Raw genomic sequence first — 12,736 nt, forward strand, 5'->3', positions numbered from 1 at the left:
GAGGAAACGGCGGCGCCCGGCGAACCTTACAGCCGCCCGTCGCGATCGTGCGGGAGGGTGTCCGGGGCGCCGGGGCGGCGGATCCGGGCCCCGTGGGAGTGTGAACGAAACGACGGTGCCGCCCCTGCGCAAATCGAGCAGCCCTGGCGCAATCGAGGCCCTGATGGCCCGCGCGCGCCGACGAATGCACGTTGGCCTTCCCCTTGCAATGCGGCGGGACGAACCCTTTCGCGGAGCCAAACGCGTGCGAATCTCGCTTGCTTTCCTTTTTCTTGCATCGTTTCTTCCCGCCTGCTCGGGCGGCCCCGGGCCCAGCGAGCCTTACCCGGGCGATGGTCCCGACAAACCCGATGATGCCGTTACGCTCGTCTGCGACCTCATGCGCGCCGCGTGCGAGCGGCAGGTCGCGTGCGGGCATCCCTTCATCAACAACACGCCGGGCGACGTTGACGCTTGCCTCGAAGCGCAACGCTGCGAAACGGTCGCCGACGTGCTCACGTCGCCCGACGTCGTGGTCGACCCCGCCGCTGTCGAGAGCTGCGTCGCGGCGATCGAGGTTGCGAGCTGCGGGGCGCTCGCCGCGCAGGGCCTCGGTATCAGTCCTTCCTGTGCTCATTACGTCGTCGGCACGCGCGCCGAGGGCGAGAGCTGCCGCGGCGGCACCGTCTCCGATTGCGCAGCGGGCCTTTCCTGCGTGTTCGAGGGCAACACGTGCCCGGGAACCTGCACGCGCGCGTCCGAGCGTTGCAGCGAGGGCTCGTGCGGCGCGAACGCGTTCTGCGCCTCCGACGGTACCTGCAAGGACCGCGCGGCCATCGGTGAAGCGTGTGACGAGACGCAGCTCGATTTCGAAAACCTCCGCGACGACCCTTGCGTGGCCGGCGCCCATTGCGAGGGCTCCGTCTGCGTGGCCGACCTCGCCGCGGGCGCGGCATGCGCCGGGGCAAACCTTCACGCCTGCGGTGAAGGCGCGGCCTGCCTCTGTGCGGACCCAGCGAATTGCGCGAGCGAGGCCGATTATGCATGCCGCCCCGCGCGCGCCGAGGGCGAGCCTTGCAACATGGCGCTCGATTGCGACGAGGGCCTTTACTGCAACTTCGGCGACGAGGGCCGCTGCGCGAAGCGCGGCGCCCTCGGCGCGGCGTGCGGGGATTCGTACGGCGCTTGCCAGCACCCGTTCACGTGCGTCGACGGAAAATGTGCCGGCGAGGAGCCGCTCATCGCCGACCTCCCGCTGCTTGAAGAGGGCCAGAGCTGCGTCGAGAGCGGCGCTTGCCCGCTCGGCATGGCCTGCACCTGCGACAACGAGGGCTGCACCGAGAAACGCTGCCTGCCCGCGCCGGCCCTCGGCGCGAGCTGCCAGGAGCAAATGCTCGCGAACATCACGCCGTTCGCATGCGCCGAGGGCCTTTGCGACCTCCTCGCCGGGTATACCTGCGTGCTGCCTGCCGCCGCGGGTGAACCTTGCCCCGTCGACGGCCTGACCCTCGCCTGCACGTCGCTCGTCTGCATCGGCGGCAAATGCGCCTCCGCGGAGCAGACGCGCTGCGAGGAATGACGCTCGCGTCGATTGTCGAGAAAAACGTTCGGACAAGCCGGGGGGCGAGGCACGAGACGCGCCTCGCCCCCTCGATCATGCCGCCTTCCCGGAGGAGGCCTTCTCCATCTCCGCGGCGAAGCGGAGCAGGCCCTCGCCCCAGCCGCCGAGGATGTACGTACGGTCGTAGAATTCCGGCACGAGCGTGTCCTTGTAGCCGGCGATCTGCACCAAGAACACCTTCACGTTCGGGTTCACGCGCTTGCGATATGTCGACACGAGCTTCGCCACGTCGATGTATTGCCCGCCCGAACCCCAGCCGTACTCGCGATACTGCGCCTTGTTCGTACCGTACAGGCCGCCGTGGCCCGCCTGCATGTCGCTCATCACGAAGATCGAGTCCCAGTGCTCCTTCATCCGGATCGCCCGGTCGAAGAAGAGCCAGATCCCATTCTCCGTGGACTGGCCGATGTGCTTCGCGAGCGCCTCGGCGCGCTTCAATTGATCGAAGATCGACGCGCCCTTCCGGATCGCGAACGTCTCCAGCTCGTCCCCGAACACGCCGAGGTGACCCTCGTCCGCGCGCATCCCCGCGAGCACGCCCGTCAGGTTGCCGATCGTCGAGACCTTCATCGTGCCCATCGCGCTCGTCGCCGTCCCCTGCGCCGAGCCGCTGTTGTCCGCGAGCACCATCACGCGACCGCGGAAATACGGAAGCTCGCCGAGCGACGTGACGAGGCACGTCTCGATTGCGTCGAGCAGCGGCCCCGGCGCCTTCTCCTCCACGGCCTTGTAGGCCGAGAAGTAACGGAAGGGCAATTGCTTGCCGTCCTTCGCGCCCGCGAGCAAGGACGGGACAATCTCGTCCGCCTTGATACCCGCCTCCAGCATGTTGCGAAGGTTGCGCAGCATCGCCATGTGGCCCATGACCGCCATTGCCTTCTTCCACGCCGTCCGGTTCGAGCCGCGCGCGCTCACGATCGCCTCCCACGTGCGCCCCGTGTTCTTCGCCTCGCCCTTCACGAGCTTGTGCACCGCCTCGCTCTTCGGGTGCACGAGGTTCACGACGTCCACGGTCTTCGCCGCGTGATCCTCGAGCCGGTACTTCGCGAGCCCGTACGTGTCGAAGCGCGTGATCGCGTCACGCCACGCCTTCTTCAGCGCATTCGGGATCGGCTTGCCATACCGAAACATCTGATACGCCAGGCCCACCGCCGGCTCGTCCGCACGCTTCACGATCCGCGGCGCATACTTGCGCACGAGGCCCGTCCCCTTCACGGCGCGATGATTCGCCGCGCGCACGAGGATCACCTGCGGCGTCGTGCGCATGTGCTCGTCGTTCCGGAGCCGCGCCGCCTCTTCCAGCGTCGCCTCCGCGTCGTGGTCGAGCGCCTCGTCGATTGCGCTCTCGATGAGCTCCGCGGGCGACATCTTGCGCCACGCCTGCGGATCGACCGCATCGAGCGTCGCGCGGAGGTAATCGACCTCCTTGTTCGAGAGCCGGCACGGGCTCGTGGCCTTCACGGGCCGCGCGTCCTTCTCGTCACGGTGGTAATACATGGGCTCGCCGAAGAAGCACGTCGACGCCGCGAGGCGGAGGCGCAGGATCGGCGACGAGAGGTCGTACGAGACGCCGCCCATGAAATTGAGGTGTCCCGAGGCCGGGGGCGTCTGAACCGCCGCCTTCGCGCGAGCCTTCTCCTTCTTGATGAAGCTGAAAAACGCCATGACGAATCTACCGGTTCCCCGCGCAGCACGCGCCGCGCGGATAAAAAACACCCGAGGAGCCCGGGAGAACCATCGGCCGCGGTTTTGTTTCGTGGAAATCGAAGGAACCGCTGCCTTCACTGCCCGGGGCTCGGGGGAGCGGCCCTCGCGAGGAGGGTGCTCGGCGAGGAGGCATTGCAGCGGGCGTGCCAGCGCCCCGTGGAACCACAAAACGCGGGGGTTTGCGCAAATGTTTCGAGGATTCGGCCGCGCGGGGAGGGATCCGACGCGCCGCGCGTAGACAGTTGGATAAATGCTTATCCCGTGGGAGCGTCGAGTTTTCCTTCGAGCTCGACCTCGAGGCCGCCGTACTCCGACGGCCGGAGCGTCAGGCGGAAGCCGTGCAGCTCGGCGGCGCGGTGCGTGATGTGCAGCCCGAGCCCCTGTCCGTCCGGCGCACGCGAGCGCGCCTCGTTGCCGCGAAAGCCGCGCTCCGCGAGCCGCGAAAGCTCCGCCTCCGGGATGCCGGGGCCATCGTCGACCACACGCAGACGGAAAGCGGCCTCCTTCGCCACGCGCTCCAGAATGACCGCGACGTGACCACCGGAGTGATTGTAACGGACGGCGTTGTACGTGACGTTGCTGATCGCCTGTTCGAGGAGCGTCACGTCGGCCGAGACGGTCACGGGCTCTCCGGGCACGGCGGTCTCGATCGACACCCCAAGTTGTTTCGCTATGGGCTTGTGCCGTCCGACGACCCTCTTCACGAGCGTTTCGAGATCCACCTCGCTCCGCTGGAGTTTTACATCTGCCGCTTCGAGCCGAGCCGTCGCCGCGAGGTTGTGCACGAGCGACGCCATGTAATGGGCCTCGTCCATCGCCGAGACGAGCGCGCCGACGTCGACGGGTTTTCCCGCCGCCGCGTCTTCGCGCAGCGTCGCGAGGTGGCCTTGCAGCACCGTGAGCGGGATCATCACGTCGTGCGTCGTGTTGGCCAGGAAATGGCGGAGCGCTTGTTCACGCTGGTCCTTTTCTTCGAGCTGTGATCGGATTTCGCGCCCCGCCGCATTGAAGGCCCGCGCGAGCACGCCGATCTCATCGTCGCCCTCGATCAGGACGGCGTCCGCATAGGTGGCCGAGGCCGAGCGTTGCACGGCCTCGGTGAGCTTGCGAATGCGCCGGACCACCGGACCCAGGGCGAGGAGCATCGCTGCGAAGACGGCGACCGTGGGCAGCAGCCATACGTTGGATTCGGGGAGCACCGCGCCCCAGGTCGGATCGGTCGTCCCGCGGGCGAGCACGTACGCACACGGGCCCGTGCCCCAGGGCATTCGCGCGAGGATCTCGACCGACGCCGTCGGCAAGATGTACGACGTAATGGCGACGTCTTGCTCCTCCATGGCCCGGGCGAGCGCCTCTGGGACGGCAGGCGCGTCGGGATTTTCGGAATGGAAGGTTTCGTCGTACGCGTGCACGACCGCGGGCCTCGCCGCGCGGGGCCGCGGGGGCCCATGCGGAGGCGCAGATCCCGGCCCCGGCCGAGGCGGAGGCTCCCCGGGTGGGGGATCTCCAGACGGAGGACGATTGCCGCGGGGAGGCCCCATCGCTCGGCTCGGCCGCAGCTCGCCGCCGAACGACGAAGGCGCCGCCTCGCACGCCTCGCGCGCCGTGGGCATTTGCCCGAACACGAATTCCGTGAGGTTCTGCTCCGCGGCTCGATGCCGCGCCGTCGCGTCGTACCAGAACAGCGCGAACGTCATCGGGAGCATCACCACAATGGTGGCGGCCGCGAGTCGCGCGCGGAGCTTCATTCGTCGCGCCCGTCGCCCAGCCGATACCCGATTCCCCACACGGTCTCGACGAACGCGCCGCGCCCGAGCTTCTTGCGCAACCTCGATACGTGCACGTCGAGCGTCCGCTCGGTCCCGTCGCGCTCCGGATCGAGCACACGCTCGGCGAGCGAGCTCCGCGTCATGGCCTCGCCCGGCCGCTCGGCGAGCGCCGCGAGGAATTCGAACTCGAGTCGCGTGAGCTCGACGCGCTCGCCCCGCACGGAGACCTCGCGCCGCCCGCGATCGATCCGCAGCGCTCCGACCTCGACGACGTCCCCGCGCCCGAGCGTGGGCCTGCGGAGACGGGCGCGCACGCGCTCGACGAGCTCTTCGGGCCAGAAGGGTTTCGTCATGTAGTCGTCGGCGCCGAGCCGCAGCGCGCGGACCTTGTCAGCCGTGTCGTTGCGCGCGCTGAGCACGAGCACCGGCACCTCGGAGAACACGCGCAGATCCTTGAGGATGTCCATTCCGTACGTACCGGGCAGCATCAGATCGAGCACGACGAGCTCGACGTCGGGCAAGGTCTCTCGGGACAAACGCCGCCCTTCCTTCCACCAGGTGGCCTCGTAGCCGGCGTCGCGGAGGCGCTTGACGATCTGCGCGCCAAGCTCCTGATCGTCCTCGATGACGAGCACCTTCTTTCCCATGGCCCCTCTTCTGGATCGGCGACGCGCGTGGCGCGAGCCCCATCATAGCCGAGGACGGAACGCATGTCCCGGCACGTAAGGAAGTCGTAAGATTTCCGATCTACATACGAGTCCAGGAGGAACGCGCATGCCTCGCCACTCGAAAAAGGACCGCTCCCAGGAAACCATCACGCGCCGATCCGTTCTCCGCGGCATTGGCACGGCTCTCTGCGCCGCGCCGCTCGTGGCGTTCGTCGGTTGCGGAGGAACCAACGAAAACACCGGGTCCGGCGGCGCAGGCGGCAGCGGCGGCACCGGCGGTTCGGGCGGTAGCGGCGGAAGCGGCGGCACCGGCGGCGCCGGTAACGGCGAATGGGCCACGGGCGGCACGGCCTCGATGTCCGGCGATTACGCGGACCCGTTCACTGACGACCCGGGGGCGACGTGCGCGCTCGTCTGCGCCATGACGCTCGGGCCGTGTTATGCCAAGACGATCGTCCGGAAAGACATCAGCGAGGGATCGGCCGGCCTGCCGATGCGCCTCGCGCTGCGCGTCGTCGACGAGACGTGCAAGCCCATCGAGGGCGCGGAGGTCGACGTCTGGCATACGGCCGCCACGGGCCTTTATTCGGGCGACGACTCCGTGGAGATGTGCACGGGCAATGATGCCGAGGCCCTCGCGGCCCGGTGGTTCCGCGGCGTGCAGACCACCGACGCGAACGGTCGGGTCGATTTCGATTCGTGTTTTCCGGGCTGGTATTCGAGCCGGACGATCCACATCCACTTCACGGTGCGCGTCGGCGGGAACGAATACGTCACGTCCCAGCTCTTCTTCCCGGACGAGCTGAGCGACGACATCATCGCGTCGCAGCCCATTTACAAGGACCGCGGCGCGCGCGACACGACGAACGAGAACGACACGGTGATCTCGGCCGACGCCGCCGCCGATTACACGCTGCAGACGAAGAAGATGTCGGACGGCGCGCTGCTCGCGTGGAAGACGCTCGTCATTCGCTCTTCGCTCGCGAATGCCTTGTGCCAGGCGCCGGGAGGAATGGGCGGCCCCGGCGGCGGACCGCCTCCGATGCCGTGAGCGACCCCCGCCCCTGAGTCCGCTCGGCCCACGAGCGGCCTGCCCGCCATTGCCATCGCTCGGCCCGCCTCACGCGCGGCGACCTGCTTGACACCCACCGAGAGGGGCACCCTGTTCCGTGCAGGAAAAGGAGGGTACCCTCATGATGCAGCCTCCGGAAGGGCCGGTCGACACGACCCGCATAACGGTGGTCGGGCAGATCGAGGACGTCGTACGGAAAAACCGCGCGTGGTTTTTCGGGCTCGGCGCCGCTTTCATGGTGCTCGGCGTTCTCTTGCTCCTCATGCCCCTGATCGCCTCCCTGGTCACGGCGCTCGTGATCGGTTTCATCATGGTGATCGCCGGCATCTTCCAGGCGTTTCACGCCGTCAAAGCCCGCGGCTGGAAAGGCGGAGCCTGGTCGCTCGTGGGCGCAGTGCTGCTCGTGATCGCCGGCGCGCTCGTGGCGGCCTTCCCGGTGACGGGCACGCTCACCCTGACGCTCACGCTGTCGGCCTTTTTCATGGCGAGCGGCGTGGTGAAGCTCATTCGAGCCGTGCAGAGCCGTCACATCCCCGCCTGGGGCTGGCTCTTCTTCGATGGCATCGTCTCCCTGGCGCTCGGCGTGCTCATCTTTGCCGGCTGGCCGAGCACGGCCGCCTGGGCGCTCGGCCTTCTCGTCGGAATCGACTTGCTCCTCGGTGGGACGTCGATGATCCTGATCGGGCTCGGCGCGGGAAGCGTGATGCGCGGACCGATCATCACGACGCGGCCGTAATGGCTCAGTGGCAAGAAAGCGCGACGAGATCCGCGCAGGCGGGGCCCGCCGTCGCCGTATACGTGGTCCCCCCCGGCCGTGCAGTTGAAAACCCTGCAGCCAGTCGTGCCTTTGTTGCCGCAGTGATATTGGAACTCGAAGCCGTTCGGGAGCTCGCAGAAGGCCCCCTCCGGGACCGGAACCGCAGGCTCGTCGCACCCCGCGCTGGACGGCGATCCGCAGAGCGCCTGCTCCGCTTCCAGCACGGCCTCCTCGTCCTGCTCGGCCGGTGCATACTCCCGCCGGCGCCGTACGACGAAAGAATCACGAGACCCACGAGAGAAAGTATGAGACCCGTCGGGGCGCATGGCCCCGCCTGACGAGCCGCATCATGCGGTGACGAAGCGGCGCGGGCCATTCCCCGGAACAGAGGGGGTACGGTAGATTTGGCGGACACGGGCGAGGAGCACGCATGCCTGCGGACGGCGCAAGGGACATGGTTCGGGTCGAGGAGCTACGACGGCAGCTTCGGTTGACCCCTGCCCAAGCTCGCGGCGCGCGCGCAAGGGGCCGTCTGCACGAGCCGCCGGGGTGCCTGCGACTCGGCTGAAGGGGCTCTCCCCGCGCCTGCAGGACACGCTGCGCGGGCTCGCGCGGGGCCTGAGCGAAAAGCAGATCGCCGCGGAGCTCGGCCTGAGCCAGTACACCGTGCACATTACGTGAAGACGCTGCACCGCCACTTCGGCGTGGCCAGCCGCAGCGAGCTTTTGGCGCTTTGTCTCACCCCGGGGTAGGGCGTTCGAACCAACGCAGCAGGCCGCGGCGCCACGGTAGCGACATCGTTTGGCTTGCCGAACCTGTCCTCGACGTAGTAGCGTCCCGGCATGGCTCAGTCGATCGCCGATGTGACCATTCGCCCCCTCCGAATCGAGAACGAGGCCGAGCGCGCGCTCGTGCTCGCGCTTTTCGAGCGCTCGACGAGTGTCGGTTTTCCTGCCTGGTTCACGCTCCAAGAGCTCGTCGCTCGCCAGCGCGAGAGCGCGGCGGCGCTGCTCGAACGGCAGGCCGCGCCCCCGCCGCCGTCGAAGACGCCGATGGGCGAGGTCGTGCTGATCGCGGAGACGGCCGGAGAGTTGATCGGCTTCGTATGGGTGAGGACGGCGGTGGACCATTTTACCCAGCAGCCGGTGGGCCACGTCGAAGACCTCGCGATGGTGCCGGGCCATGAAGGGAAGGGTGTGGGGAGCGCGCTCTTGGCCGCCACGGAGGCGTGGGCGCGCGACCGAGGGCTGTCGGCGTTGACGCTCCACGTGTGGCCCGCGAATACGCGCGCCCGTGCGCTCTACGCACGGCAAGGCTTTGGTGAGGAAATGATTCGAATGAAGAAGACTCTATAATGGGTCTCCATTCGAAACAGCAAAGCCCGATCCCCATGGCGGGGATCGGGCAGAAAGCTCCTTCCGAGCCTTCCAAGCGCCAGGAGCGGGATTCGAACCCGCGACCTCGCCGTTGACAGCGGAGTAACCCTAGTCATCACTGCCGTCGCCGGAGAATAGCGACCAAGGTGTTTACGCGCTCTACCTCTGAGCTATCCTGGCATCTATACGTCTCGTATCCGTCTATCTCGCTTTGGAAAATGCTTGCTCCTCGGGAGAAAACTGGCCGCGGGGTCTTTTTCGTACCCAAAACGAAGGAACCGCGTGCCTCACTGCCCGGGGAGCTTGCGCGCGAAAGGAACGAGGGGGAACCCGAACCCTTCGCGGTACCAGGAGCGGGATTCGAACCCGCGACCACGTCCTTTAATGGAAGTAACCCTGGCCATCACTGCCATCGCCGGAGAAAACCGGCCAAGGTTTTTTTTACGTGCTCTACCGCTGAGCTATCCTGGCGTCTTCGTGTTCCCCCTTGAAGCAGACGGCGTGCCAAGCCGGCCAGGACCCCGCCACAGTCCGTTTGGGGCCGGATTTGGTAACTTGTTTCGCAAAGGACGGGGAGGCGCCTGGAAGAGCGGCTAGCCCACGGGATAAAGATTATCCCATCGGCTCAATGAGCGATGCCACGCGCATGCTGGTACGCGTGGACGATGTGGTTCACGATCGCTTCGACCCCGACGTCCTTCGTCGCTTGCGCGAAGACCATGGGACCGCCGCCACGAATCGCCTTGGCGTCCCGCTCCATCACGCTGAGGTCGGCGCCCACCGCGCCCGCGAGGTCCGTCTTGTTGATGACCAGAAGGTCCGATTGTGTGATCCCGGGCCCGCCTTTGCGCGGGACCTTGTCGCCGCCGGCGACGTCGATCACGTAGATGATGTAATCCGCGAGCTCCCGGCTGAAGTTCGCCGCGAGGTTGTCGCCGCCGGACTCGATGATGAGCATTTCCGGCCGGTGCTGCGCCGAGAGCTCTTCGAGCGCGAGCAGGTTCGCGGTGATGTCCTCACGGATCGCCGCGTGCGGGCAGCCGCCCGTCTCCACAGCGCGGATGCGATCCGAGGGCAGGGCCTTGTTCCGGATGAGAAACTCGCCGTCCTCGCGGGTGAAGATGTCGTTCGTGACGACCGCCAGGCTCATGCGTTCCCGCAGGCTCCGGCACAGCGCGAGCACGAGCGCCGTTTTGCCGCTGCCCACCGGCCCGCCGATGCCGACCGTGAAGGCTCGCTCGTCGAAGGCGCGCGCGAGCGGCCGATCACGCTCGTCGAAGCGCCCCGGGTGCTCCAGGTGCTCATGCGTGTGCCCGTGATCGTGCCCATGTTCGTGGGAATGGCCGTGCATGTTTCTTTCCGGAATTCAGCTCGAAAACAGACGCGAATAAAGCCGGTCCTGGTGGCCCTGGAAAAGATCGACGAGCGGCGCGGTCGTCGCGAGGTCCTCCTCCCCGCGCGTTTCGTGCCGGGCGAGGACCGCGAGGACTGCGCCCGTGAGGCGGTATTGCAGCGCCTGCGCCTCCAGCGGGCCGAGGAGGCTCAAGCGTACAGCGCTGGAGACGAGGCCGCGGAGGTGTAAAAACAGAAAGAGCCGCTGGGCATCGCCGCGCGAGAGTCCGAGCCGCGCGGCGATGGCGCCGAAGAGCGGAGCGAAATGCCCGCAAAACGATTTGTCCTCGCGCGAGCGTGCGCGGAGCTCGCGGAGGGACGCGATTCCGAATGAATGCGAGGCCGCCGCGAGCCACGCCCGTCCTTGCGCGCGGCTCGCTCGGTTTGCCACATGGTTCGTCAGGAACGCATCCTGACGTCGATCGAGCGCGGGGAATCTCTCGGGGGAGGTGTGGGCGGCCGTGACCATCGGCAGGGCGCCGGCGCCTGCTTGCTCCAGGTTGTGCAGGAGGAATCGTTCGAGGCTCGAAGGCCCCGTGATTTCCCCGAGCTGCGCCGCCGCTTCGAGCCCGCCTGAATGCGCGAATCCGCCCGTCGGAAAGGCCGAATCGGCGAGCTGGAGCAGGAGGAGCGAGAGGGCCATGGCGCACGGACGCTCAGAACAAGAAAAACCTCTGCGCGAGGGGCAAGACCTTTGCGGGCTCGCACGTGAGGCGCACGCCGTCCGCCGTCACCGCGTACGTCTCCGGATCCACGGTGATGTGCGGCATGACGTCGTTCAGCCGCATGTCCTTTTTCCCGAGCGCGCGGCATCCGCGCACGGCCTCGATCCGTTTGCCCAGACCATACGAGGCCGCCGCGCCGGATTCGATCGACGCGCCGCTCACGAAGGCGCTCGCGGCTCGCCCCGGCGCGCGGCCGAAGCTCGCGAACATCGGACGCATGCGGACCGGCTGCGGCGTCGGGATCGATGCATTTGGATCGCCCATTTGCGCCCACGCGATGACGCCGCCCTTGATCACGATCTCGGGTTTGGCCCCGAAATACGCCGGGCGCCACAGGACGAGGTCCGCGAGCTTGCCGACCTCGACCGAGCCGACGTGGTGCGAGGCGCCGTGCGCGACGGCCGGGTTGATGGTGTATTTCGCGACGTAACGGCGCACGCGGAAGTTGTCGTTGTCGCCGCGCTCGTCCGCGAGCCGCCCGCGCTGCTTGCGCATCTTGTCGGCCGTTTGCCAGGTGCGCGTGATGGTCTCGCCGACCCGACCCATGGCCTGCGAGTCGGAGGACACGATCGAGATCGCGCCCATGTCGTGCAGGATATCCTCTGCCGCAATGGTCTCGCCTCGAATGCGCGACTCCGCGAATGCGACGTCCTCGGGGATGCTCCGGTCGAGGTGGTGACAGACCATGAGCATGTCGAGGTGCTCGTCGAGCGTGTTCACCGTGAAGGGGCGCGTGGGGTTCGTCGACGAGGGGAGCACGTTGGGCTCGCCGCAAACACGGAGAATGTCGGGCGCGTGGCCGCCGCCCGCGCCCTCGCTGTGGTACGCGTGGATCGAGCGGCCCTTGAAGGCGGCAATCGAGTGCTCGACGGCCGCGCTCTCGTTCAGGGTGTCGGTGTGAATCGTCACCTGCACGTCGTATTGCTCGGCCACGGAGAGGCAGCAATCGATGGCCGCGGGCGTCGTGCCCCAGTCCTCGTGCAGCTTGAGCCCGATCGCGCCGGCCTGGATCTGCTCGTGCAAGCCCTCGGGTTTGGACGAATTGCCCTTTCCAGTGAACCCGAAATTCAGCGGCAGCCCGTCGGTCGCCTCCAGCATCATGCGGAGGTGGTGGGCGCCCGGGGTGCACGTCGTCGCATTCGTCCCGGTCGCCGGGCCGGTGCCGCCGCCGATCATCGTGGTGATCCCCGAGGCGATCGCCTCGTCGCATTGTTGCGGGCAGATGAAATGGATGTGCGTGTCGACCCCGCCCGCCGTCACGATCAGCCCCTCGCCCGCGATGGCCTCGGTCGTCGGGCCAAACACCATCCCCGGCGTGACGCCGGCCATGACGTCGGGGTTGCCCGCTTTTCCGATCCCCGCGATGAGGCCGTCCTTGATGCCGATGTCGGCCTTGTAGATGCCGGTCCAGTCGACGACGACGACGTTCGTGATCACGCAATCGAGGGCATCCCACTGGGCAACGCCCGCGCGCTGGCCCATTCCATCCCGGAGAACCTTGCCCCCGCCGAACTTGCACTCGTCGCCGTACACCGTGAAATCTTTTTCGATCTCGATGATCAGATCGGTGTCGCCGAGCCGGACCCGGTCTCGGGTGGTCGGTCCGAAGATCTCGGCGTACGTGCGTCGGTCGATGATGCGGGACATGGCGTCCTCCGATCGAGAAATCG

The 12,736-nt window shown here is 67.4% G+C and carries 11 protein-coding genes and 2 tRNA genes; 5 read left to right on the forward strand and 8 right to left on the reverse strand.

Translation table 11 applies throughout. From position 1 onward, the window contains the following. The first annotated feature begins 244 nt into the window (after positions 1–244). Positions 245–1,558, forward strand: coding sequence for a hypothetical protein (locus POL67_RS00200; protein ID WP_271914137.1), 1,314 nt, complete (start codon positions 245–247; stop codon positions 1,556–1,558). A gap of 75 nt (positions 1,559–1,633) precedes the next feature. Here POL67_RS00200 and POL67_RS00205 read toward each other — a convergent pair whose 3' ends face one another. The 3 genes from POL67_RS00205 to POL67_RS00215 form a co-directional block, all read right to left on the reverse strand. Next, positions 1,634–3,265, reverse strand: coding sequence for a TROVE domain-containing protein (locus tag POL67_RS00205; protein ID WP_271914139.1), 1,632 nt, complete (start codon positions 3,263–3,265; stop codon positions 1,634–1,636). A gap of 296 nt (positions 3,266–3,561) precedes the next feature. Next, positions 3,562–5,055 carry a sensor histidine kinase gene (locus tag POL67_RS00210; protein WP_271914141.1) on the reverse strand — a complete coding sequence of 498 codons (1,494 nt, stop codon included), beginning with the start codon at positions 5,053–5,055 and terminating at the stop codon, positions 3,562–3,564. Beyond that, the gene (locus tag POL67_RS00215) at positions 5,052–5,723 is read right to left on the reverse strand and encodes a response regulator transcription factor (protein WP_271914143.1); all 672 of its coding nucleotides are present in this window, start codon (positions 5,721–5,723) and stop codon (positions 5,052–5,054) included. Before POL67_RS00215 ends, POL67_RS00210 begins: the two co-directional genes overlap by 4 nt. Positions 5,724–5,850: 127 nt before the next feature. Between POL67_RS00215 and POL67_RS00220 the strand changes: the two genes are divergently transcribed. The 4 genes from POL67_RS00220 to POL67_RS00235 all read left to right on the forward strand — a co-directional run bounded on the left by POL67_RS00220 (position 5,851) and on the right by POL67_RS00235 (position 8,928). Continuing rightward, complete coding sequence (locus POL67_RS00220; protein WP_271914145.1) at positions 5,851–6,795, forward strand: dioxygenase family protein; 945 nt, start codon at positions 5,851–5,853, stop codon at positions 6,793–6,795. 142 nt (positions 6,796–6,937) lie between these two features. Next, positions 6,938–7,552, forward strand: a complete 615-nt coding sequence (locus tag POL67_RS00225; RefSeq protein WP_271914146.1) for an HdeD family acid-resistance protein — start codon at positions 6,938–6,940, stop codon at positions 7,550–7,552. Between the two features lie 570 nt (positions 7,553–8,122). After that, positions 8,123–8,254 (forward strand): LuxR C-terminal-related transcriptional regulator, encoded by a 132-nt coding sequence (locus POL67_RS00230; protein WP_271914148.1) that lies wholly within the window; start codon positions 8,123–8,125, stop codon positions 8,252–8,254. A gap of 161 nt (positions 8,255–8,415) precedes the next feature. Further along, positions 8,416–8,928 (forward strand): GNAT family N-acetyltransferase, encoded by a 513-nt coding sequence (locus POL67_RS00235; RefSeq protein ID WP_271914151.1) that lies wholly within the window; start codon positions 8,416–8,418, stop codon positions 8,926–8,928. 77 nt (positions 8,929–9,005) lie between these two features. On the opposite strand, the gene POL67_RS00240 is transcribed toward POL67_RS00235, so the two are convergent. The 5 genes from POL67_RS00240 to ureC all read right to left on the reverse strand — a co-directional run bounded on the left by POL67_RS00240 (position 9,006) and on the right by ureC (position 12,713). After that, positions 9,006–9,129: transfer RNA gene (locus POL67_RS00240), tRNA-OTHER, on the reverse strand. A gap of 165 nt (positions 9,130–9,294) precedes the next feature. Beyond that, positions 9,295–9,420: transfer RNA gene (locus POL67_RS00245), tRNA-OTHER, on the reverse strand. 154 nt (positions 9,421–9,574) lie between these two features. Continuing rightward, a complete protein-coding gene (gene ureG, locus POL67_RS00250; RefSeq protein WP_271914155.1) occupies positions 9,575–10,300 on the reverse strand; it encodes an urease accessory protein UreG in 726 nt (241 codons plus the stop codon). A gap of 15 nt (positions 10,301–10,315) precedes the next feature. Beyond that, positions 10,316–10,984 (reverse strand): urease accessory protein UreF, encoded by a 669-nt coding sequence (locus tag POL67_RS00255; RefSeq protein ID WP_271914158.1) that lies wholly within the window; start codon positions 10,982–10,984, stop codon positions 10,316–10,318. 13 nt (positions 10,985–10,997) lie between these two features. After that, entirely contained in the window at positions 10,998–12,713 is a 1,716-nt protein-coding gene (gene ureC, locus POL67_RS00260; protein ID WP_271914161.1) for an urease subunit alpha, read from the reverse strand. Between the last annotated feature and the right edge of the window lie 23 nt (positions 12,714–12,736).

The sequence above is a fragment of the Polyangium mundeleinium genome, from assembly GCF_028369105.1.
Lineage (GTDB): Bacteria > Myxococcota_A > Polyangia > Polyangiales > Polyangiaceae > Polyangium > Polyangium mundeleinium.

Bases quoted from the DNA above. Each gene is read 5' to 3' on its own strand.
- POL67_RS00255 (WP_271914158.1), bottom strand. From the start codon at position 10,984: ATGGCCCTCTCGCTCCTCCTGCTCCAGCTCGCCGATTCGGCCTTTCCG.
- POL67_RS00210 (WP_271914141.1), bottom strand. From the start codon at position 5,055: ATGAAGCTCCGCGCGCGACTCGCGGCCGCCACCATTGTGGTGATGCTC.
- POL67_RS00235 (WP_271914151.1), top strand. From the start codon at position 8,416: ATGGCTCAGTCGATCGCCGATGTGACCATTCGCCCCCTCCGAATCGAG.
- ureC (WP_271914161.1), bottom strand. From the start codon at position 12,713: ATGTCCCGCATCATCGACCGACGCACGTACGCCGAGATCTTCGGACCG.
- POL67_RS00225 (WP_271914146.1), top strand. From the start codon at position 6,938: ATGATGCAGCCTCCGGAAGGGCCGGTCGACACGACCCGCATAACGGTG.
- POL67_RS00205 (WP_271914139.1), bottom strand. From the start codon at position 3,265: ATGGCGTTTTTCAGCTTCATCAAGAAGGAGAAGGCTCGCGCGAAGGCG.
- POL67_RS00215 (WP_271914143.1), bottom strand. From the start codon at position 5,723: ATGGGAAAGAAGGTGCTCGTCATCGAGGACGATCAGGAGCTTGGCGCG.
- POL67_RS00220 (WP_271914145.1), top strand. From the start codon at position 5,851: ATGCCTCGCCACTCGAAAAAGGACCGCTCCCAGGAAACCATCACGCGC.
- ureG (WP_271914155.1), bottom strand. From the start codon at position 10,300: ATGCACGGCCATTCCCACGAACATGGGCACGATCACGGGCACACGCAT.